Annotated in this window: 23 protein-coding genes; 5 read left to right on the forward strand and 18 right to left on the reverse strand. The window is 37.0% G+C overall.

Annotation, left to right across the window (positions count from 1 at the left end; all coding sequences use genetic code 11):
* Nucleotides 1–48 precede the first annotated feature (48 nt).
* From hpf to HMPREF2619_RS00565, 3 genes are all read right to left on the reverse strand, one after another.
* Complete coding sequence (hpf, locus tag HMPREF2619_RS00555; RefSeq protein WP_070458152.1) at nucleotides 49–591, reverse strand: ribosome hibernation-promoting factor, HPF/YfiA family; 543 nt, start codon at nucleotides 589–591, stop codon at nucleotides 49–51.
* Between the two features lie 79 nt (nucleotides 592–670).
* Nucleotides 671–1,333: a ComF family protein gene (locus HMPREF2619_RS00560; RefSeq protein ID WP_070458156.1), complete on the reverse strand. Its 663-nt coding sequence runs from the start codon at nucleotides 1,331–1,333 to the stop codon at nucleotides 671–673.
* On the reverse strand, nucleotides 1,330–2,628 hold the full coding sequence (locus HMPREF2619_RS00565) for an ATP-dependent helicase ComFA (protein ID WP_070458159.1): 1,299 nt from the start codon (nucleotides 2,626–2,628) through the stop codon (nucleotides 1,330–1,332). Before HMPREF2619_RS00565 ends, HMPREF2619_RS00560 begins: the two co-directional genes overlap by 4 nt.
* A 55-nt stretch (nucleotides 2,629–2,683) precedes the next feature.
* On the opposite strand from HMPREF2619_RS00565, the gene HMPREF2619_RS00570 reads away from it, so the two are divergent.
* The 3 genes from HMPREF2619_RS00570 (at nucleotide 2,684) to cysK (ending at nucleotide 4,802) form a co-directional block, all read left to right on the forward strand.
* Entirely contained in the window at nucleotides 2,684–3,319 is a 636-nt protein-coding gene (locus HMPREF2619_RS00570; protein ID WP_070458162.1) for a YigZ family protein, read from the forward strand.
* A gap of 16 nt (nucleotides 3,320–3,335) precedes the next feature.
* Nucleotides 3,336–3,779, forward strand: coding sequence for a PH domain-containing protein (locus HMPREF2619_RS00575; protein WP_070458165.1), 444 nt, complete (start codon nucleotides 3,336–3,338; stop codon nucleotides 3,777–3,779).
* A gap of 96 nt (nucleotides 3,780–3,875) precedes the next feature.
* Nucleotides 3,876–4,802 (forward strand): cysteine synthase A, encoded by a 927-nt coding sequence (cysK, locus tag HMPREF2619_RS00580; RefSeq protein ID WP_070458168.1) that lies wholly within the window; start codon nucleotides 3,876–3,878, stop codon nucleotides 4,800–4,802.
* A 115-nt stretch (nucleotides 4,803–4,917) separates the two neighbouring features.
* On the opposite strand, the gene tsf is transcribed toward cysK, so the two are convergent.
* The 13 genes from tsf to yfmF all read right to left on the reverse strand — a co-directional run bounded on the left by tsf (nucleotide 4,918) and on the right by yfmF (nucleotide 17,708).
* Nucleotides 4,918–5,958, reverse strand: a complete 1,041-nt coding sequence (gene tsf, locus HMPREF2619_RS00585; RefSeq protein WP_000808093.1) for a translation elongation factor Ts — start codon at nucleotides 5,956–5,958, stop codon at nucleotides 4,918–4,920.
* A 79-nt stretch (nucleotides 5,959–6,037) separates the two neighbouring features.
* Entirely contained in the window at nucleotides 6,038–6,823 is a 786-nt protein-coding gene (rpsB, locus tag HMPREF2619_RS00590) for a 30S ribosomal protein S2 (RefSeq protein WP_070458171.1), read from the reverse strand.
* A gap of 436 nt (nucleotides 6,824–7,259) precedes the next feature.
* Entirely contained in the window at nucleotides 7,260–8,474 is a 1,215-nt protein-coding gene (locus HMPREF2619_RS00595) for an aminoacyltransferase (RefSeq protein ID WP_070458175.1), read from the reverse strand.
* Between the two features lie 195 nt (nucleotides 8,475–8,669).
* Nucleotides 8,670–9,887, reverse strand: coding sequence for a peptidoglycan hydrolase PcsB (gene pcsB, locus HMPREF2619_RS00600; RefSeq protein WP_049503298.1), 1,218 nt, complete (start codon nucleotides 9,885–9,887; stop codon nucleotides 8,670–8,672).
* A gap of 91 nt (nucleotides 9,888–9,978) precedes the next feature.
* Nucleotides 9,979–10,473 carry a rod shape-determining protein MreD gene (gene mreD / locus HMPREF2619_RS00605; RefSeq protein ID WP_070458176.1) on the reverse strand — a complete coding sequence of 165 codons (495 nt, stop codon included), beginning with the start codon at nucleotides 10,471–10,473 and terminating at the stop codon, nucleotides 9,979–9,981.
* Complete coding sequence (gene mreC, locus HMPREF2619_RS00610; protein ID WP_070458179.1) at nucleotides 10,470–11,291, reverse strand: rod shape-determining protein MreC; 822 nt, start codon at nucleotides 11,289–11,291, stop codon at nucleotides 10,470–10,472. The genes mreD and mreC overlap by 4 nt, the downstream gene beginning before the upstream one ends.
* Before the next feature lie 31 nt (nucleotides 11,292–11,322).
* Entirely contained in the window at nucleotides 11,323–12,117 is a 795-nt protein-coding gene (locus HMPREF2619_RS00615) for an energy-coupling factor transporter transmembrane component T family protein (RefSeq protein WP_070458182.1), read from the reverse strand.
* Nucleotides 12,110–12,949 (reverse strand): energy-coupling factor transporter ATPase, encoded by an 840-nt coding sequence (locus HMPREF2619_RS00620; RefSeq protein WP_070458186.1) that lies wholly within the window; start codon nucleotides 12,947–12,949, stop codon nucleotides 12,110–12,112. Before HMPREF2619_RS00620 ends, HMPREF2619_RS00615 begins: the two co-directional genes overlap by 8 nt.
* On the reverse strand, nucleotides 12,934–13,761 hold the full coding sequence (locus HMPREF2619_RS00625) for an energy-coupling factor ABC transporter ATP-binding protein (RefSeq protein ID WP_070458192.1): 828 nt from the start codon (nucleotides 13,759–13,761) through the stop codon (nucleotides 12,934–12,936). The genes HMPREF2619_RS00620 and HMPREF2619_RS00625 overlap by 16 nt, the downstream gene beginning before the upstream one ends.
* Before the next feature lie 2 nt (nucleotides 13,762–13,763).
* Complete coding sequence (gene pgsA / locus HMPREF2619_RS00630; RefSeq protein WP_049530373.1) at nucleotides 13,764–14,303, reverse strand: CDP-diacylglycerol--glycerol-3-phosphate 3-phosphatidyltransferase; 540 nt, start codon at nucleotides 14,301–14,303, stop codon at nucleotides 13,764–13,766.
* A 12-nt stretch (nucleotides 14,304–14,315) separates the two neighbouring features.
* On the reverse strand, nucleotides 14,316–15,140 hold the full coding sequence (gene rodZ / locus HMPREF2619_RS00635; RefSeq protein WP_075226780.1) for a cytoskeleton protein RodZ: 825 nt from the start codon (nucleotides 15,138–15,140) through the stop codon (nucleotides 14,316–14,318).
* Nucleotides 15,141–15,177: 37 nt separating this feature from the next.
* Nucleotides 15,178–16,461, reverse strand: coding sequence for an EF-P 5-aminopentanol modification-associated protein YfmH (gene yfmH, locus HMPREF2619_RS00640; protein WP_070458193.1), 1,284 nt, complete (start codon nucleotides 16,459–16,461; stop codon nucleotides 15,178–15,180).
* Nucleotides 16,458–17,708 (reverse strand): EF-P 5-aminopentanol modification-associated protein YfmF, encoded by a 1,251-nt coding sequence (yfmF, locus tag HMPREF2619_RS00645; protein ID WP_070458194.1) that lies wholly within the window; start codon nucleotides 17,706–17,708, stop codon nucleotides 16,458–16,460. The genes yfmH and yfmF overlap by 4 nt, the downstream gene beginning before the upstream one ends.
* Before the next feature lie 161 nt (nucleotides 17,709–17,869).
* Between yfmF and yaaA the strand changes: the two genes are divergently transcribed.
* Together yaaA and recF are read left to right on the forward strand one after the other, a co-directional pair.
* A complete protein-coding gene (yaaA, locus tag HMPREF2619_RS00650) occupies nucleotides 17,870–18,238 on the forward strand; it encodes a S4 domain-containing protein YaaA (RefSeq protein WP_070458195.1) in 369 nt (122 codons plus the stop codon).
* A gap of 2 nt (nucleotides 18,239–18,240) precedes the next feature.
* Complete coding sequence (recF, locus tag HMPREF2619_RS00655) at nucleotides 18,241–19,332, forward strand: DNA replication/repair protein RecF (protein WP_070458196.1); 1,092 nt, start codon at nucleotides 18,241–18,243, stop codon at nucleotides 19,330–19,332.
* 54 nt (nucleotides 19,333–19,386) lie between these two features.
* Here recF and guaB read toward each other — a convergent pair whose 3' ends face one another.
* On the reverse strand, nucleotides 19,387–20,865 hold the full coding sequence (gene guaB, locus HMPREF2619_RS00660) for an IMP dehydrogenase (RefSeq protein WP_070458197.1): 1,479 nt from the start codon (nucleotides 20,863–20,865) through the stop codon (nucleotides 19,387–19,389).
* Nucleotides 20,866–21,027: 162 nt separating this feature from the next.
* Nucleotides 21,028–22,053 carry a tryptophan--tRNA ligase gene (gene trpS / locus HMPREF2619_RS00665; RefSeq protein WP_070458200.1) on the reverse strand — a complete coding sequence of 342 codons (1,026 nt, stop codon included), beginning with the start codon at nucleotides 22,051–22,053 and terminating at the stop codon, nucleotides 21,028–21,030.
* Nucleotides 22,054–22,067: the final 14 nt, after the last annotated feature.

Genomic DNA, 22,067 nt, shown 5'->3' on the forward strand with positions numbered 1-22,067 from the left:
AAGTGGTTTACACTAGTGTAAACCACTTTTACAGACTAATTTTTAAGATTATTTAACTTCTAGAAGACCAATATCTCCGTCTTCACGACGATAAATAACATTTGTTGTTTCATCTTCAACATCTACATAGATAAAGAAGTCATGTCCCAATAAATCCATCTGTAAGATAGCTTCTTCCAAATCCATTGGTTTCAAATCAATTTGTTTTGAACGAACAACTTTTGGTTGTGCTACATCTAAGTCCTCAACTAAAGCATCTGTAAAGAGTTGACTTGTAGATACTTTAGTTCTGTTCTTACGTTCAATTTTAGTTTTGTTTTTACGAATCTGACGCTCAATCTTATCTGTCACCAAATCAATAGAACCGTACATATCTTGAGAAATATCTTCTGCACGAAGAGTAATAGATCCAAGCGGAATGGTTACTTCTACTTTAGCAGTCTTTTCACGGTAGACTTTCAAGTTAACTCGCGCATCCAATTCTTGGTCTGCTTGGAAGTATTTTTCGATCTTTTCGAGTTTAGAAACTACATAATCACGAATTGCTTCTGTTACTTCTAGGTTTTCACCACGGATACTATATTTAATCATATAAGTACCTTCTTTCTAAACATATTTGTTTTTCTAATTATATTATAACGCTTTCATATTTTTTTTGCAAACTTTTTCCTCATCTTGCGAGGGAAAAAGTTTTAATATTCTGACAACCAGCCTCTAATAGCATACTTTTAAGACGATTCAAGGTAGTTCCAGTTGTATAGATATCATCAAATAGTAAGATATTTTCTGGAAGCTTCACTCCATCTTTCAACAAAAAGGGAAATACTGTAAGTAAACGATCTGCTCGATTTTTTGAAGAGCTAGCTTCAACTTCGTTTTTAATCAAAATATCCAGATATGATAACCCAGTATCCTTTATCAAACCCTCAACTTGATTAAAGCCTCTGCTTTTAAAACGCTGGCCACTCAGAGGAACAATCACAATCTGATAGTCCTTATACTTCTTTAACTCTTTTTGTAATATATCAGAAAATACCTTTCTAAGAAGATAATCACCATCAAATTTATAGCGACTAAAATACTCTTTCATGGCCTGATTATAGGAATAAAGAGCTACATGATCAACCTTTACACCTTGTTTACACCAAAATTGACAATCTTGACAAATAATTGACATTCCTTTTTTAAAACAACTTGGGCAATGATCATCACCTATACTCTCAAAAGACGAAAGACAGGATTCACATACTAGTTCCTCCTCATTTTTAAAACAGAGCAGGTTAGTAAAGCTTATCTCTGTTTGCAAGCTTTTAGCACACAATAAACACTTCATACTCCTGCCTCCTGATTCATTTGTTTAATCTCCTTTATGGCTCTCTTAATAGACTGATTGAGTCCGTCATGGAAAAATATAAGTTCTCCAGTAGGACGATCCATGCTTCTTCCAACTCGCCCACCAATTTGTACTAAACTTGACTTGGTAAAGAGTTGATGATTGGCTTCCACCACAAAAACATCTACACGAGGGAAGGTAACTCCACGCTCTAATATAGTTGTGCTTACTAATATCGTCAACTCTCCATCTCGAAAGGCTTGTACCTGCTCTAATCGGTCTTCCGTGATTGAGGATACAAAGCCTATTTTCTCATTTGGAAATTTCTCCTGCAAAATTTCTTTTAGCCTTTCTCCCTTTTTTATTTCAGATGTGAAGATTAGTAAGGGATATGCCGTCTTTCTCTGTTTCTCAATGTAAAGTTTTAATTTTGGAGGTAAGCCATTTTTTTCTAAATATCTATTAAAATGCGATAACCAGATTGGCTTGGGAACAATGAGAGGATTTCCATGAAAGCGACGTGGCAAACTGAGACGCTTTAACTCCCCTTGTTTAACTTTTCTGTCTAACTCATCTGTTGACGTTGCTGTTAAAAATATTCTCAATCCATTTTCCTTTACACAATTGTTGACAGCATGGTAAAGCACTGGATTATCAACATAAGGAAAGGCATCCACTTCGTCCACAATCAATAAATCAAAAGCTTGATAAAATTTTAATAGTTGGTGAGTGGTTGCTACAACTAGAGGTGTACGAAAATAGGGATCCGACTCCCCATGTAGTAGTGCAATCTCACATGCAAAATCATTTTGTAATCGTTTATGGAGCTCTAGGCAAACATCAATTCGTGGACTGGCCAGACAAACAGCTCCACCCTGATTTATCACCTTAGCGACAACTTGGTAGATCATCTCTGTCTTACCAGCTCCTGTCACTGCATGTACCAAGGTGGCCTCCTTCTTATCTACCGCCTGAAGGAGTCCTTGTGATACCCGCTCTTGAAATGGAGTCAGTTGACCTGACCATTTGAGTACATCTTGCTTGGGAAAACATTCTTGCGGAAAGTAATAGAGTTTTTGATCACTTCTTATTCGCTTCATAATCAAGCATTCTCGACAATAAAAAGCACCAACAGGCAAATGCCATTCTTCTTTTATCTGACTACCACAACGCTGACAATATTGTTGGCCCTTCTCTTTTTTTATGGATGGAATTTGTTTTGCTCTTTGTCTCTCCTCAAGACTTAATTCTTGTTCCGTAAAAAGGCGACCGAGGTAATTTGGATTGACTTTCATATTTCTTTATTCGTAAAATGTAGAACTTTACGCTATTTTTTAGTACAATAAAAATATGGAATATAGAACTATAAAAGAGGACGGTCAAGTCCAAGAAGAAATTAAAAAATCACGCTTTATCTGTCATGCCAAGCGTGTCTATAGTGAAGAAGAGGCTCGTGATTTTATCACAGCTATCAAAAAAGAACACTATAAAGCAACCCACAACTGCTCTGCCTTTATTGTCGGTGAACGTAGTGAAATCAAGCGAACCAGTGATGACGGAGAACCTAGTGGAACTGCTGGTATTCCTATGCTAGGAGTTTTGGAGAATCACAACCTTACTAATGTCTGTGTAGTAGTTACTCGTTATTTTGGTGGTATTAAACTAGGGGCTGGTGGTTTGATACGCGCTTATGCTGGTAGTGTTGCCCTAGCAGTTAAAGAAATTGGCATTATTGAAATCAAAGAGCAGGCAGGGATACAGATTCACATGACCTATGCCCAGTATCAAGAATATGGGAATTTTCTTAAAGAGCATAATCTCATAGAATTAGAGACAAACTTTACAGATCAAGTTGACACTATGATTTTCATTGATAAAGAAAAGAAAGACGGTATCAAGGCTGATCTCATTGAATTTTTCAATGGAAAAGTTACTCTAACTGACAAAGGTTTACGTGAAGTTGAAGTACCTGTAAACCTATCGTAAAGAAAGGAAATATCATATGGCTTTTGGAAGATTAATTCAGGGACTCGCTGGAAACTTCAGTGAGCAAAGTAAAGAAGCTCTTACCAAGGAGTTTGGACAATATTTATTAGAAAATGAAGAAATTCAAAGCGGATATAAACTCATTCGTGACTCAATTATCTTTACAAATATCCGAATCATCTTTACAGATAAACAAGGGGCAACCGGACGGAAGATGTCTATCAAATCAATTTTCCTCATGAACATCGTTAATGTTGAGATGGAAACTGCTGGACTTGGGATTGATGATAGCGAGATTACGATTACTTATTTAGAAAATGCCTTTTTAAAATCTTACAATGAACTTTTTAATTCTCACAAATTTGAATTTCCAAAGAAAACAGATATCGTACCTCTTTATACTTATCTATTTGAATTAGCTTATCACAATCGTTTAAATATTAACGGTTTGAATCACTGATATAAAAAAATCCTATCACTCCGATAGGATTTCTATATTTTACAAAGGTTAAATTTAGCGTTATACTAGTAGCATCTTATATAAAGAGGTGCTAATATGGCAATTTATAACAATATCACAGAACTCATCGGTAGAACACCGATTGTTAAATTAAATAACATTGTACCAGAAGGTGCAGCAGATGTTTATGTAAAACTTGAAGCTTTTAACCCAGGATCGTCAGTTAAGGACCGTATCGCCCTAAGCATGATTGAAAAAGCAGAACAAGAGGGTAAACTCAAACCTGGTTCTACCATTGTAGAAGCAACTAGTGGGAACACTGGTATTGGTCTCTCATGGGTTGGTGCCGCTAAAGGTTACAAAGTTGTCATCGTTATGCCTGAAACAATGAGCGTGGAACGTCGTAAAATTATCCAAGCTTATGGAGCTGAACTAGTCCTCACTCCTGGTAGCGAAGGAATGAAAGGTGCAATTGCAAAAGCGCAGGAAATTGCTGCTGAGCGTGATGGTTTCCTACCATTACAGTTTAATAACCAAGCTAACCCAGAGGTTCACGAAAGAACAACAGGAGCTGAAATTCTAGCTGATTTCGGAGCTGATGGTTTAGACGCCTTTGTTGCTGGTGTTGGTACTGGAGGAACTATTTCTGGTGTTTCTCATGCTCTTAAAACTGCTAACTCAAACATTCAAGTTTTTGCTGTTGAGGCAGACGAGTCAGCTATCTTGTCAGGTGAAAAACCAGGTCCTCACAAAATTCAAGGTATCTCTGCTGGATTCATCCCAGAAACACTTGATACAGAAGCTTATGATGGTATCGTTCGCGTAACCTCAGACAATGCTCTCGCACTTGGTCGTGAGATTGGCGGAAAAGAAGGCTTCTTGGTAGGTATTTCTTCTGCTGCAGCTATCTATGCAGCAATTGAAGTTGCTAAAAAACTTGGAGCAGGCAAAAAAGTCCTTGCTCTCGCACCAGATAACGGTGAGCGTTACCTATCTACAGCGCTCTATGAGTTTGAAGTATAGTCTCCTAAATACACTAAGCCCTGAGTATGGGGCTTTTTGTTTACCTTCAAAGGGATTCCTCTGAGTTCCCCTCCAACAAAAGAAAAGGAAGCTGATTTGCTTCCTTACTTTTTTATTAGTTATTCAATGCTGCTGCCATTGTAGCTGCAACTTCTGCTTCAAAGTCGTTTGCAGCTTTTTCGATACCTTCACCAACTTCAAAGCGAGCGAACTCAACTACTGAAGCGTTAACTGATTCAAGGTAAGCTTCAACTGTCTTGCTGTCATCCATAATGTAAACTTGTGCAAGAAGTGTGTAAGCTTGGTCAACTTTAGTGTTGTCAAGCATGAAGCGATCCATTTTACCTGGGATGATTTTATCCCAGATTTTTTCTGGTTTACCTTCTGCAGCCAATTCAGCTTTGATAGCTTCTTCAGCTTGAGCGATTACTTCATCAGTCAATTGAGCTTTAGATCCGTATGCCAAGTGTGGAAGAGCTGGTTTACCAACCATAGCACGGCTTTCATTATCTTGGTCGATAACGTGGTTCAATTGTGCCAACTCATCTTTAACAAATTGCTCATCCAATTCTTTGTATGAAAGAACTGTTGGTTTCATAGCAGCAATATGCATTGAGATTTGTTTAGCAAGTGCTTCGTCTCCACCTTCGATTACAGAGATAACACCGATACGTCCACCGTTGTGTTGGTATGCTCCGAAGTGTTGTGCATCTGTTTTTTCAATCAAAGCAAAGCGACGGAATGAGATTTTTTCTCCGATAGTTGCTGTTGCAGACACATAAGCTGCTTCCAGAGTTTCACCTGAAGGCATTGTCAAAGCAAGAGCTTCTTCGTTGTTAGCTGGTTTTCCTTCAGCGATTGCTTTAGCTGTTGCGTTTACCAACTCAACAAATTGAGCGTTTTTCGCAACAAAGTCAGTTTCAGCATTTACTTCAACTACTGCTGCAACGTTACCGTCAACATAAACACCAGTCAAACCTTCTGCAGCAACACGGTCAGCTTTCTTAGCTGCTTTTGCCATACCTTTTTCGCGAAGCAATTCAATCGCTTTTTCGATATCGCCTTCCACTTCAACCAATGCTTTTTTAGCGTCCATAACACCAGCACCAGATTTTTCACGCAACTCTTTAACAAGTTTAGCTGTAATTTCTGCCATTTTGATTCTCCTATATTTTTTAAAAATAGGAGAGCCGGGCTAAGCCCCGCCCTCCTAGGTAATTACTATTTATTATGAATTAAGCGTTGTCGCCTTCTACAACAACTTCAACGATTTCTTCGATTGAGTCTACTTGAGCTTCTGAAGCTGCAAATTCTGCTTCAACTGCTGCAACAGCATCTTCACCTTGGCGACCTTCAATGATAGCGTCTGCCAATTTAGCTGTAATCAACTTAACTGCGCGGATAGCGTCATCGTTAGCTGGGATGATTACATCGATATCGTCTGGATCAGTGTTTGTGTCAACCATCGCTACAACTGGGATTCCCAATTTTTTAGCTTCTTTAACAGCGATTTGCTCTTTATGTGGGTCAACTACGTACATTACATCTGGGATACGAGGCATATCTTCGATACCACCCAAGAATTTTTCAAGACGTGCACGTTGTTTGTTAAGAAGTGCAACTTCTTTCTTAGGAAGAACTTCAAAAGTTCCATCTTCTTCCATACGTTTGATTTCTTTCAAACGAGCGATACGTTTTTGGATTGTTCCCCAGTTTGTAAGAGTTCCACCCAACCAACGGTGGTTGATGAAGTATTGACCTGAACGTACTGCTTCTTCAGCAACTGCGTCAGCTGCTTGTTTCTTAGTACCAACAAACAATACAACTGCATCGTTAGCTGCAGCATCACGCATGAAGTCGTATGCTTGGTCAGCGTATTTTACAGTTTGTTGCAAGTCGATAACGTGGATTCCGTTACGCTCAGTGAAGATGTACTTAGCCATCTTAGGGTTCCAGCGACGAGTTTGGTGGCCAAAGTGCACACCAGCCTCAAGAAGTTGTTTCATTGAAATTACTGCCATGAGTATTTCTCCTTTTTGTTTTTTTCCTCTTCTTGATTTCAGCTTGCAAAACGACCCGAAGGCAACAGCTTCACAATTCATCAAGAATGAGTATTATCGTTTACACGACAAGTTACATTATATCATAGTTGAACCTTTTTTTCAAGTAATTGTGCTAGTTTTTCCTTCATAACGTAACTTCCCAACTGAAATTTTAAAAAAATTTATCAACTTTAAATAAAAAACATCCCAACATAAATTGGTTACTGCTAAATGTGCAATAACCGCTTATGTTGAGACTCAGATAAATACAAAATATTTCGAGTTGATAACTTAAATGTTTTGATATGAAAGAATCTACTTTATATTTTTTTATAGCAAGTATCATATCTTCATACTCTATGTTATCAAAAAAACAATTACTAAAGATTAAACTTGCCAATAAGTCTTTGACTTTCTACTTGCTACTTCGAAGTTTCTTACGGATTTTATAGGCTATATTAAACAAGAAATACAATGAGCTAGTTGGGTAATTAAACTCACCTGCAAATTCCTCGATAGTAGGATTAAACTTAGATTTAAAATTAAATAACCCACCCTCTAAGTTGTTTTCAATTCCACCCATATTATGAGTCTCTGCCCCGCGTTCAAATGAATGTTGAGCAGTCTCAAACCATGTTGGAATAGCAGGTTGATAGTGTCTAAATTCTTCATTCATTCCAGCATATAAGTTTTCAGATGTTTTCCCAAATTCGATGGTCAAAGTTCCAGACAATGGAACAACACTATCCCCTCTATCAATACAGCTCTTAAGAAAAGCAATTTCTTCTTCTAATCGTTTTCTCTCTTGCTGATTCTCTTTTACTTTGCCTTCTTTCGTTTTATCAGTGAATTTCTGCGCTATTTTTAGATTTTTTTCTAGTTGCTGCTCAACTTCTTTCAGTCTATTAGGTAAATCTAAATAGCTCAGTGTGATAAAGGAATGATCAGGATAAGTAGTCAATAACTTCTGATAATAATCTTTTCCTCGTAAACTGATATTCTTACGAGACTCTGTTTTCTTCATTAAAAATGAAAATTCATCTAATAAATCAATTCCACCGAATTTCACTTCCAATCCTTTATTTCTTGCAGTTCGGATTGCTTGTCGAGTAGACTTGGACAGTTGATCCAGCGAGAAGTTTTCTTTATGAATATTAGCTTGAAAACGAGGTTGTATGTTTTCTGCCATATCCTTTGTCAATCCTGTCCAATGAACTTTATTTTTTTGCAATTCCTCAACAATTTCAAAAGTTTTAGAATTTTGAATAGTTTTTTGGTCGATCAGACTTCGACTGATAAAAAGGCTTGGATCAAATTTAACCATTATTGCATTGCTTTTTTTAGCAATTTTTTTCAATGTTAAAATCACAAATTTCAGAAGTTCTTTATCTTCATAATTAATAACTGGGCCTCTTGGAATATAGAACATGGAAAATCCTAATGGAAGAGGCTGAATTAAGATGTTCGCTACTCCAACTAGTTGATTCTCTTTATAAAATCCAACTCTCTCATTCCCCCAAGTATCCTTTATCTTGGCCCAATCACTACTCTGCAATAAATTCCCCTGAGGATGATTTTCTAAAAATAAATCCCATTCTTGAACATCAACATTCATTTTATAAGTAAACATAATTCTAGTACCAACTCTCTTAAAAACATATTATTTCGTTAGATAAACATACTTATCCTAGCTACATATCCGATAATTTTCATCCCATCTTTAATTCCATAATGACAAAAACATTCTGATGAAAATTTTTTATTAATACTATACAAAGGGTGAGATTCATAAAACCTCACCCTAAATTTAGTAATAATTAATATGTTAGTTTGGATAAATGTATCTTACTGTACCACGTGATGCTGTAGGATTAAACCATCCACGATAATTTCCGATTGGTTGAGTTCCACTACCATCATAGTTACATTCAGAAACTTGAATACGAGTTGATGATTCAACTGCTGTAACAACTGCTACATGTCCGTATCCTCCATCATCCCATGAAGCAATTGCTCCAACTTGTGGTGTAGAACCTGTACGGAAACCTGCAGCCGCTGCACTTGCAGCCCATTGACCACCATTTCCCCAGTAATCGCCAGCCCATGGTGCTAAAGTTTTTGCTCCCCATGTACATTGACCTACTGGATAACTTGAAGCGTTTGTACTATATGTAGGACGTTGGCTTACAGGAGTTGGTGCAGGTGTGTAACTTGAGTCATCATCTGATGATGAAGATGATGAAGAACTTGAAGTTGCTTGTACTTGTGCAGCAAAGGTTGTATTTGCTGAAGCAGCAACTGTTTGTTGTTGACTTGCTTGTTTAGCTTTATAAGCTGCTTCTGCCTCCGCTGCTGCTTTGGCTTCTGCCTCCGCTGCTGCTTTTTTCTCCAACAAGCTAGCTTTTTCATTTTCTGCTGTAGCTTTTTCAGCTGCAAGATTTAACTCAGCTACTTTCAATTCTGCTTGTTTTGTTGTCAAAGCTTGAGCATCGTCAGCAAGCGTTTGTTGGTTAGCAATGACTGTATTGATTGCTTCGTTGTTTGCAACTTGTTTTTCAGAAATAGCTTTCTTATCTTCTTTTTGTTGCTGCAACATTTTATTGTTTGCTGATACGATTTCACTCATAGCTGCTACACGAGAAATAGCTTCTGTAATTGAGTCAGAGTTAATAATCGTATTGATATAACTTGTAGCAGTTCCGTTCGTTTGTGCACTACGAGCTTGGTTTTCAAGTGATTCATTACGTGCTACGATATTTTTTGAAAGCTCTGCGATTTCACCTTCAAGTTTTTTAGATTCTTCTTGAAGTTTTTCGTTTTCAGATTGTAATTTTTCTTGCTCTGATTGAATAGCTGAAACTTTAGTTTGAATTTCGTCTACTTGTTTTTGAGCTTCTTTCTGTTGAGCTGTCAAGTTACTAATTTTACTATCTTGAGCAGCAATCTTTTCATCTGTTGTATTTGCTTTAACACTTGAAAGAACAGCTCCTTGTGAGACCAATACTGTACTTAACAAAAGTGATGCTAGGATTTTTTTCTTCATAAGTGTGAATACTCCTTCTTTTACGACAATACTAGTATATCAAAAAAAGGCCTAATAAATATTACGCCTTTATTACAGTTTTGTTTCTTTCTTATAGATATATTTTTTCAAAAATAAACTGAAAAATTAACATCCATAGACAGTTTAATATCATTGATGGAACTAGACCATAAACGATAAAAACTGTTATACTTTCAGCAGTTAAGCCAATCATTTGCGCTAGAAGAAAACTGCCAAATTCAAAAGAGAAAGTCATCATTAAAATAGCTAATAGTCTAGTCCATCTATTTGATAAAATGAGCGCATTATTTTTATAAACGATTGCACCAATAATAACGAAAAGAAGACTGGCAATCCCTACTAAATGGAAAAAATAAATATCGTATATAAGACCAATAAATAAACAATAAACTAAAAATAGATACTCCGATACTTCAATAGTTTCAAACAACAAGAAGATGAAGATAAAGTGGCTCACAATTTGAAAATGTGGAAAAAAACTATTTACAAATTGCCCTAAATGACTGTCTATTAAGACAACTATAGGCAAGAGTAAAAACATCCCTATCTGCTTCAACAGTCTCATGATGGATTCCCCACTAATTCTACGACTTTTAGGTTCATTGGATCAGCATTGAGTTTGACCATAACTTCTCTTGTTAGATAATCACTACTATGGGTAACTGATACAACCTCTCCTACGGGAATATCTGTTGTTTTAAAGTTACCCAGACCTCCTGTTACTACCTTGTCTCCTTGACTGATATCACTACTACTATTTAACTGGCTTATTTTAAGCAAGTCTTTTTCTTTGTCGTACCCAATGATAATGCCATATATACTAGTAGAACCGTGTTGGATTTTAACGGATATTTTCTCCGTATTTTCCGCGTTGGTCAATAAGTTGACCACAGTAGAGTTATCTTCAACCTTTCCCACGCTTCCAATCAGTCCCCCACCAGCTATAACAAGCATATTGCTTGTCACGCCTTGTTGAGAACCTGCATCAATTGTCAACTCTTGTTTCCAGGTTGCAGGAGTTCTCATGATGACGTCAGAAGCAATTAACTTGGTTGCATTCAATTTTGATTTCATATCCAATAACTGACGTAGTTGCTCATTTTCTTCCTTCAGACTGTCTGCTTCATTCATTTCCTTCTTCATCTGATAGAGTTCTTTTTTGAGAGTTTCATTCTCGTTATAGGTTCTGGTCAAACGACCTAAATCAGATTTTACGGAAGAAAGCCATTGAAAAGGCTTTTGCACTATTCTATCGACTAATGAAATTCCATCTCCAGCTTTTGTTACAACTGCACTTGATTGTGTTGTCACTAAAAAAACAGAAACTACTAGTATAACGACAAATAGAACAATGATATATTTTGATTTTTTAAAACTATTCATACCTCTACCCTATCTCATTCTATACTTCACTTTAGGATTTCAACAAAAATAGAATCAAACCCAACACACATACAAGAAGTAAGGCCACACTATCTTTATTCATCCAATTCAACTGCCGGTACTGACTGCGTCCGTTCCCGCCTTGATATCCTCTAGCCTCCATGGCTGTAGCAAGAGAATCCGCTCGTTTCAAACTCGTAGCGAATAAAGGAATCAAAATAGGAATCATAGCCTTAACTTTTTGGATTACATTTCCTTCTCCAAAATCAACACCACGCGCCTTTTGAGCGTTCATAATTCGAATCGTATCATCCATCAAGGTTGGTACAAATCGCAAACTCATAGACAACATGAGCCCAATCTCATGAACTGGAACTTTAAATCTTTTTAAAGGTCCAAGCAAGGATTCAACTGCTGTTGCCAAACTTAGTGGCATAGTCGTCAAGGTAAGCAAGGTTGAGAAAAAGATAATCAACACAAAGCGGCAAAAAATGATTCCAGCCTGCTCAATACCATAGCTTGTGATTTTTATAAATCCCATCTCGAACAAGACGTGACCACCAGAGATAAAGAACAGTTGAAAAAGGGTTGTAAAAGCAATCAGAAAAAACATGGACCGCAAACCTTTTATGAAAAAGGATAAGGGAACTTCTGATAAAACGACAAATATGCCTGTTGCAATGAAGAGTATGAGATTTGTAATTGGATTATTGGCCCAAAAAGCGATGATGATCAATAAAATCATTGCTACTAACTTACTACGAGGATCTAGACGATGAATAATCGAATTTCCTGGTATGTATCGACCTAAAATCATATTATCCATTGATAAACTCCTTAAACTCCTCTATCGTTATCGGCAATTGTTCGAAAGAAATTCCTCTGTCAACTAGCCTTTGAGCAAATCGTGTGATTTTAGGAACACCCAATTGGATTTTTTCCATAAATTCGACATTTTGAAAGACCAGACTTGGTTTCCCACCCTTAACTAGTTTCCCTTTTTCCATCACATAAACTTGGTCAGCAAATTCGGCCACATCATCCATAAGGTGAGTTACTAAAACAATTGTTATGCCATCTTGATGAAGCTTTTTAAACAAGGTCATCAACTCTTTTCGACCAATTGGGTCCAAACCAGCTGTTGGCTCATCTAAGACCAAAATTCTTGGCTCCATTGCCAAAATTCCAGCAATAGCAACCCGTCTCATTTGTCCACCTGAGAGTTCAAATGGACTTCGTTCAAAGAGTGATTCATCGATTCCTACTAAAGCTAGTTTTTCACGCGCAATAGCTTCTGCCTCTTCTACAGAAACTCCAAAATTTTGAGGGCCAAAAGCCACATCTTTTAGGACAGTTTCCTCAAAAATTTGATTCTCTGCAAACTGAAACACCAACCCAACTTGTTTACGAATTTGACGAATTTGCTTATTAACAGATGTTGATGTAATCAATGTATCAAAGACACGAACACTTCCCTCTGTGGGAACTAGCAAACCATTTAAAAGCTGCAAAATTGTGGATTTCCCACTTCCTGTATGCCCAATAATAGCAGTATAGGAACCATCTTCTATGGTCAAACTGACATCTGACAAGGCAGCTGAGGCAAAGGGCGTTCCTTCCTGATAAGTATAACTAACATTGTCTAGAATAATTCCCATAAAGCCTCCTCGAGCTCCTCCTCGGTCAGGTAGTGCTCTGGTAATTTTAAGCCATTATCACGCAGTGATTGTTTTAATTGGTTGACAAAGGGTTGATCTAAGCCAATTTGATCTAAATCTGATCTAGAAAATAACTCTCTAGGAGTGCTAGTTGACTCGATTTCTCCTTTTTTCATCACCAAAACTCGATCACTCATGGCCACCTCGTCCAAATCATGTGTAATGGAGATGACTGTCATCTGATGGTCTTTGCGAATCTTCTGGACTATCTTAATCAACTCTAATCGTCCCTCAGGGTCCAACATACTTGTAGCCTCATCCAAGATTAAAATATCTGGACGCAGAGCAACAACACCTGCAATAGCTACCCTCTGTTTCTGACCTCCTGACAAGCGAGCTGGTTCCTTTTTAGCAAATTCAGCCATCCCAACTAATGATAAAGCTTCAGAAACGCGTTTCTTCATTTCTTCAAGTGGGATTCCTTGATTTTCCAGTCCAAAAGCAACGTCGTCTTCAACAGTTGCTCCTACGAATTGGTTATCAGGATTTTGAAAGACCATACCAATCTTACGTCTTTTTTCCCAGACATTTTCTGGAGTTAGGCAATCACCGTCTATCCAAATTTCTCCAGATTCGGCCTCGAGCAAACCATCAATCAATCGAACTGTCGTTGATTTTCCACTACCATTATGACCAACGATTGACAACCATTCTCCACGTTTCACGTGAAACGTAATGTTATGAACATCATAATGTTCTTGATCTGTCTGATATCGAAAAGACAGGTCTTTTATCTCAATAATCGATTCCATATCTAACGAAAGGTTCCTTTAAACAAATATGCGCTTCCCTTGAAATAATCATAACCAGAATAAACTGTGAAGAACAAGGCAATATAAAGAGTTATCTGACCAAGCACATTCCAGTGAAGTAGCAAGAATATTATCGCAAACATCTGACTAAATGTCTTGATTTTTCCAGGCATAGCAGCAGCTAGAACGGTACCCCCTGTTTCAACTAAGAGCAAGCGCAAACCAGTGACTGCAAGTTCACGGCAAATAATAACTGCTACCACCCAAGCTGGTGCCATCTTTAGACCGACCAACATGATAAAGGCTGACATGACCAATAATTTATCAGCCATTGGATCTGCAAACTTTCCGAAATTACTAACCACTTGCCATTTTCTAGCTAAATAACCATCTAGATAATCAGTGATACTGGCAATAGCAAAAATAACTGCTGCTATTTTATGTAACACTGGAGATGGTCCAACTGATAGAAGGAGAATAAAAATCGGAATAAATAAAATTCTACCAAGCGTAAGCATATTAGGAATATTTTCTTTTTTCATGTTATCCTTTCTTTAGTTTGAACTTAATGTTAGAGTAATCCAACCAGTTTGACCAGTTAATTTTGAAGTGTCAATTTCCTTATTATCAATTTTCACTGACACTCCTTTAACAACACCCAATGTTATGGTTACTGGAGATCCTTTAGAAATGGTTGTTTTAGCTGTTTTATTATTAGGTTCAAGAGTTACTCCTCCTGCTAAATCAGTATCCGAAACACTAATCCAGCTTGTTGCATCTGTAACAGATAATTGAAGCTCCGCAGAATCTTTAGATGTCTTATATTCCACTGATAAAGCATCTCCCTGACCTGAAACAGTCAAAGTAGTTGCCTCGCTCGAACTTGATGAACTAGTAGCTTGACTACTACTTGATGCTACACTACTAGAGCTACTTGTTGAACTCACAACACTATAAGTTGCTGCAGAAGACGCAGTTGGTTGGGTTTGAATATAATTCCACACATAGTAGGTTACAAAAATTAAAATTGATAAAGAAAAAAGAACAAAGTAAAATAGCGGGAGAAATGAATTTTTCTTTCGATTAGACCGTCTACGTCCTGAAAGTTCAATCTCATCTACATCAACTTCTTCATAAGTAATCATACTTCCCGAATCATAGGCATCTAGAACGATATTTTCATCTAATTCAACAGCCCAAGCATACTTTCTCAAAAATGAACGAGCATAAAAAGTACTCGGTAGTTTATCAAAATCATCTGACTCCATTGCCTCCAACAAATCCAGCTGAATATCTGTCTTTCTGTGCAATTCTTCTAAGCTCAGTCCTTGGTTAATTCTTGCAAGACGTAAGACCTCACCAATTGTTTTTTTTCTCATACTTAACATTCCTTCTTTCTAGTGTATTTTCTAGCGATTATATCGGGAAAATTGTACAATCAACCATATCGCTATTATCTATCAAATCATGTCCTGCTTCTAGAACATCTTCTAAAGTAATTTCCTGCAAAAGTTTAGGAAGGTCAAACAGGGTCGAGCCTGTCTCAGTTGGGTGATACTGAGTGGCAATGTATTCTAGGGAATCCATACTATGAAGAAATTCTCCATACATCTCAGTTTTTACAATATCCAAGTGATCCTCAGTTACATCTTCATCTTTCATAAAATTGCGAATAGCTTTACGAAATTGATGAGAAAGTGCCACAGGTTCCTTTGTATCCATTGTTAATATCACAAAATGGAAACGAGGATCAACTTCAATTTCTAAAGACAGGGAAACATCCAGTTTACCTGTCTCATATAATTTTTGAAATCTTTGTGAAGTCCAACCAAACATCATTGTAAACAACAATTTCAATAAAAGATGATAACGATATTGATCTCGATTTCCGATTTCTTTATTTCCTCTAATACCAATCGCTAATTTTGGAGAAGCCACGTCCATCCGTATACTTTCAGTAGTCTTTACAGGATGTAAAGGTATTTGTTCTCTTTTAAACTCATGTTTTTTCTCTTGAAGATAAGATTTCTTAGTAAAATAATCTTCAAGCAGTTCAAAATCAAAATTCCCCACTAAAAAGATATTACTATTGACAGGTCTGTAAAACTCTTTAAAGTTCTCTTTCAAATCCTCCAGGCAAATTGCATCAATGGAGTTTTCACTGCCAACAATATCTGAAGCTAATGGACTTTCTGGATAGAGATTTGCGAGAGTATTGAAAAATAGACAAGAATCTGGATCATCCTGATACATTTCTCTTTCCTGCTGAATGATGTCCTTTTCGCGCTCCACTGATTCTTCAGTCATATTGAAAGTAGTGACAAGTTCTTCAAGCAAATCTAAGCACTCTAGAACATTTTCAGAAGTCGAGAAAAGATAGCTAGTATTTGTAAAGCTCGTAAAGGCATTACTTTCAGCACCTAGCTCTGTAAAAGCTGCCATAACATCTCCAGAATCTTCTCTTTCAAAAAGTTTATGTTCTAAGAAATGAGCGATCCCTTGAGGATATTGTTGCAAGCCCTTATCATCTACTGTAAACCTTGTGTCAACAGAACCGACTTGGACACTCACAACTCCATAAACCTCGTTAAAATCCTTTTTAGGTAGTAAAGTAACTGTCAAACCATTTTCTAATCTAGTTTGATACAAAGTTTCTTTTACAGCAGGATAATATTTCTTTTGAAAAGTAGGTCTGATCATTCTGCTCCTTCCATAAAATAAATAGCCTGCAACTTAAAACTATTTGCTGCTTCACAAATCGCTTCTCTATCAACTTGTTCAAGCTTATCGATTAAAGTTTTTGTATCAAGATTCGCTTTCCCAAAAAAAGTTGACAGATAATATTTATCGACAATAGAATCTTGATTATCCTGAGCTAGTAGTAAGGATCGACGAATCATTTGTTTGGTCTGATCAATTTCCTTATCTGTAAACTTGCCACTTTTTATGTCAAGCAACTGATGATTCATCAATTTTCTTACTTTATTTCTATTTTGCCGATCGATTCCAGCAAACAATCGTAAAAATCCACTAAAAAGATCCAAATGACTCGATACAGTATAGGCCAGACCTTCCTTTTCTCGCACTTGGGTAAACAGTTTCGAATGAGGAAAGGCTCCTAAAAGACCATTGACAAGAAGCACTGCCATCTGTGCTTCATCACCGTATGCCACTGAACTATGGTAGCCCATCTCTAAAACAGACTGTCCTAATCTCTTTCTAACAATACCTTCTCTAAGAATATTAGAATAGGGTTGCTGATATTGAATGTTTACAGATGATTTACGACCTGTTAAAGGAAATTTATGTAAAAACTCTAAAACTTCAATTTCATTAAAATCACCCAAGAAGAAAATATCTATTTGGTCTTCTTTTAGCATTTTATGATAGCTTGAAAAACATGTTTCTGGAGTCTCTTCTGAAATTCTAGAAATCAAATCTTTAGGAACTAACTGCATTGATTCTTCTTGGAAAAACAATTGATCTAATTCTTTATGAGCAAAAAAGAAGGGATCTTCTAACTCTGACTCTAGTCTTGATAAGATCTGTTTTTTCTCGATGTCAAAAGCATTTTTCTCAAATCCATCCTCATCCGACAATGGTATAAACAGAACCTGGTGCAGTAATTCTAAAATTTGAGAAGTTAATACGTTTTTCTTACTTAAAAATTCATCACGCACATAGGAAATACTCAAATCCACAAGATGACTTTGTCCTCTTCGATAGGCGTGCGCTGACAAATCAGTTCCATACAAGGTTGCTAAACGTTTTCTAAACAGTTGAGCAGTTGGATAACTTTGGTTGGCAGTTTCAAGCATACTGGCACTTAACATACGACTTGAAATTGAATCCAAAGACAATGGAGCTGTGAAACGCACAGTAATTTTATTAGTTTTAAATTTTTTTGATTGGATAAAATGCACTGCAATTCCAGGTACTAACTCCATCGCTTACCTCCTTCTACATAGAGTTCTATTATACCATGAAAAGAGAAATTTTTCTTGTTCTCTTTACCCCTTTTAGAATTAAAATCGCTTTCATTTCTAACGAATTTACCTCTGCCATTTTAAGGTAAAATATGGTATAATACCAAAGATTGAGGTGAACTATGGAATACAAATTATTTGAAGAATTTATCACTCTCCAAGCTCTCTTGAAAGAACTTGGTATTATACACAGTGGCGGAGCTATTAAATCCTTTTTAGCTGAGCATCTTGTCTATTTTAATGGGGAATTAGAAAATCGTCGTGGGAAAAAAGTAAGAATCGGAGACTCTATCAACATTCCTGACATGAAAATCCAAATCATTCTGACGCAACCGAGCTTAGAAGAACAGGAAGAATATCTCCAAGAAAAACTTGAGAAAGAACGTGTGGCTAAACTTGTCAAAGAAATGAATAAGACGGTCAAAAAAAAGCCAACAAAAAAGACTAAGAAAGCTGAAACAAAAGCTGCACCACGTTTCCCAGGTATATAAGTATGTGGCTAAAAAACTTATCCATCAAGCAATTTAGAAACTATCAGGATACTGAGATTGAGTTTAATCCTAAATTGAATGTATTTGTTGGTAGAAATGCACAAGGCAAAACCAATCTTCTGGAAAGTATTTACTTTTTAGCTTTAACTAGAAGTCATCGGACAAAGACGGACAAAAATTTAATTCAATTTGAAGAAGAACAGCTTCAAGTTTCCGGAATTCTTCAAAAACGAACGGCTACTGTTCCACTTGAGATTGACTTAACCCCAAAAGGTCGGATTACTAAAGTCAATCACTTAAAGCAAGCTCGGCTATCTGACTATATTGGACACATGAATGTTGTTCTATTTGCACCCGAAGATTTACAACTTGTCAAAGGAGCACCAGCTATCCGACGTAAGTTTATAGATATGGAGCTAGGGCAAATCAAACCCATATACTTGTCAGACTTGTCAAGCTACAACCATGTTCTCAAGCAAAGAAATAGCTACTTAAAGTCAGCGAATCAGATTGACGAAACCTTTTTATCTGTTCTGGATGACCAGCTAGTAGACTATGGTTGTCGAGTGATGGTCCACAGAGAAGAATTTATCAAAAAAATGGAGTCTTTTGGTCGTAAAAAACACTTTGATATTTCGAACCAATTAGAAGATTTGTCAATTTGTTATCAACCATCTGTAAACTTTACTGACAAGGAACACCTATCAGAATCTTTTTATACAGCACTTCAAAAAAGTAGATCAAGAGATTTATTTAAAAAGAATACTGGAGTTGGTCCTCATCGGGATGATATGATTTTCTTAATCAATGGAATGGACGCAAGCTTTGGAAGTCAAGGGCAACATCGTAGTCTCGTTTTATCTATAAAACTTGCAGAAATAGAATTGATGGAGAGTATCACTAAGGAGTCTCCCATTCTTTTGCTTGACGATGTTATGAGTGAACTTGACAATACTCGTCAACTTAAATTATTAGAAACTATATCTCAGAATATTCAAACCTTTATTACGACAACTAGTTTAGAACATCTTCAAAACTTGCCTGATACCCTCAGTTTATTTACAGTAAACAACGGTCAAATAGTTGTAAATTAAAGTTTACAGTTTTGTCAAAACAAAAAATCTCCTGTCAAACAGGAGATCTTTTTATTACATTGAGTAGTTTGGTGCTTCATTTGTGATTTGCACATCGTGTGGATGGCTTTCTTTTAGACCAGCACCAGACATTTCGATAAATTGAGCATTGTCATGCAATTCTTTAAGGTTAGCAGCACCACAGTAACCCATACCAGAACGGATACCACCAATCATTTGGAAGACAATATCAGCTGCTGCACCTTTATAAGCAACACGACCTTCGATTCCTTCTGGAACCAGTTTGTTTGCTTCATTGACAGAACCTTGGAAGTAACGGTCGCTTGAACCCTTCTTCATAGCAGCGATTGAACCCATACCGCGGTATGTTTTGAACTTACGTCCTTGGAAAATTTCAGTTTCACCTGGAGCTTCATCCGTTCCTGCAAACATTGATCCGAGCATCACTGCGTTTCCTCCAGCAGCAAGGGCTTTTACAATATCTCCAGAATACTTGATTCCGCCATCAGCGATAATTGTTTTGCCATATTCACGAGCAACTGCTGCTGCATCGTAAATTGCTGTTACCTGGGGAACTCCTACACCAGCAATAACACGAGTTGTACAGATTGAACCTGGGCCAATACCGACTTTAACAACGTCAACACCTGCATCATAAAGGGCACGCGCACCTTCAGCAGTAGCGATGTTCCCAGCAATCAGTGTACGGTCTGGGAAATGAGCACGGATTTCAGCGATTTTACGAAGTACACCCGCTGAGTGTCCATGTGCTGTATCGATGACAATTGCATCTGCTCCCGCTTCAAAAAGAGCTTCAGCACGTTCAAAAGTATCAGAAGTGACACCTACTGCACCAGCAACAAGAAGGCGACCAAATTCATCTTTTGCAGCATTTGGAAATTCGATTACTTTTTCAATGTCTTTAATCGTAATCAAGCCAGAAAGACGACCTTTTTCATCAACCAGTGGAAGTTTTTCAATACGGTGTTCTTGAAGAATGCTCTCAGCAGTTTTTAAGTCTGTACCAACTGGAGCAGTAACCAAGTTTTCACTGGTCATGTGTTTTGAAATTGGTTGGTTGTAGTCAGTAATAAAGCGAAGATCTCGATTGGTCAATATACCAATTAACTTACGGTTTTCGAGAGTTTCTACCACTGGAACACCACTGATACGGTAACGTCCCATGAGTTCGTCTGCTTCTGCAATTGTATGCTCTGGAGTCAAGAAGAATGGATCAATGATAACACCATTTTCAGAACGTTTTACCTTACGAACTTCATCTGCTTGTTGAGCAATTGACATATTTTTATGGATAACTCCAAGACCACCTGCACGAGCAATAGCAATAGCCATTTGGCTTTCTGTTACAGTATCCATGGCTGCTGTAATAATTGGGATATTTAAAGTCAGATTATCAGCCAATTTCGTTGTTAAATCCGCATCATTAGGCAACACATGGCTCTCTGCTGGAATAAGCAATACATCATCAAAGGTAAAACCTTTTTTCAAAAATTTAGTGTCCCAATTAGACATTGAAGTTTCCTCTTTTCTTTCTTTTTGAGCTTGACGCTTTTGTATTGTATCTATCATACCATTCTATGAAAATTTGTCAATTATATTGATAATAGATAATGTAAAAAAAACTACCCCTTTAACTTTAAAGAAGAGATAGTTTTAGAGTTCGTATTTTATCTATTAATGAAAGTAATTTAGACCCATTGCTGATTTTACTTCTGATAGCGTTTGGCCAGCAACTTCTCGAGCTTTTTCACTACCTTTTTGAAGCATATTATACACTTCACCCATATCTTTGGCATATTCAAGGCGACGTTCACGAATAGGACCAAGTTCTCTTTCCAAAATTTCAAGCAGGTAACGCTTGGTCTTAACGTCACCAAGACCTCCACGTTGATAATGCTCTTTCATGTCAGCAATTTCCAGAGAATCTTCTGGACGTCCGAAAACATCTAAGTAATGGAAGACCATATTTCCTTCAATCTTACCTGGATCCTCAACACGAATGTGATCTGGATCTGTATACATACTCATTACTTTCTTACGCAAGGTATCTGCATCATCTGACAAGTAGATACCATTATTAAGCGATTTAGACATTTTGGCATTGCCATCAAGACCAGGTAAGCGACCTGCTCCTTCATTTTCTGGATAAATTCCTTCTGGTTCTACTAAAACATCACAATTATAGGCATGGTTGAATGAACGCACAATCTCACGCGTTTGTTCAATCATCGGTTTTTGGTCTGTACCTACAGGAACATAGTTAGCCTTAAAAGCTGTGATATCTGCTGCTTGAGCAATTGGATAAACTAAAAATCCAGTTGGAATACTTTCTCCAAATCCTTTCTGAGCAATTTCTGTCTTTACAGTAGGATTACGCTCCAGACGAGCCAAAGACACTAGATTCATGTAATACATAGACAACTCTGCCAATTCTGGAATTTGACTTTGAATGAAAATCGTTGATTTGTTAGGATCCAATCCAACTGCAAGATAGTCCAAAGCAACATTCCCAATAGACTCTACAATAGTTTGCGGATCTTTTGCATGGTCAGTTAAAGCTTGCTGGTCAGCCAAAAAAACAAACATGTCATATTTATCTTCTTGCTGTAATAAGACACGATTTTTTAAGCTACCAACGTAGTGCCCAATATGTAATTTCCCCGTTGGACGATCTCCTGTTAAAATAATGGGTTTATTCATCTTATTCTCCTCTG

The sequence above is a fragment of the Streptococcus sp. HMSC074B11 genome, assembly GCF_001808705.1.
Lineage (GTDB): Bacteria > Bacillota > Bacilli > Lactobacillales > Streptococcaceae > Streptococcus.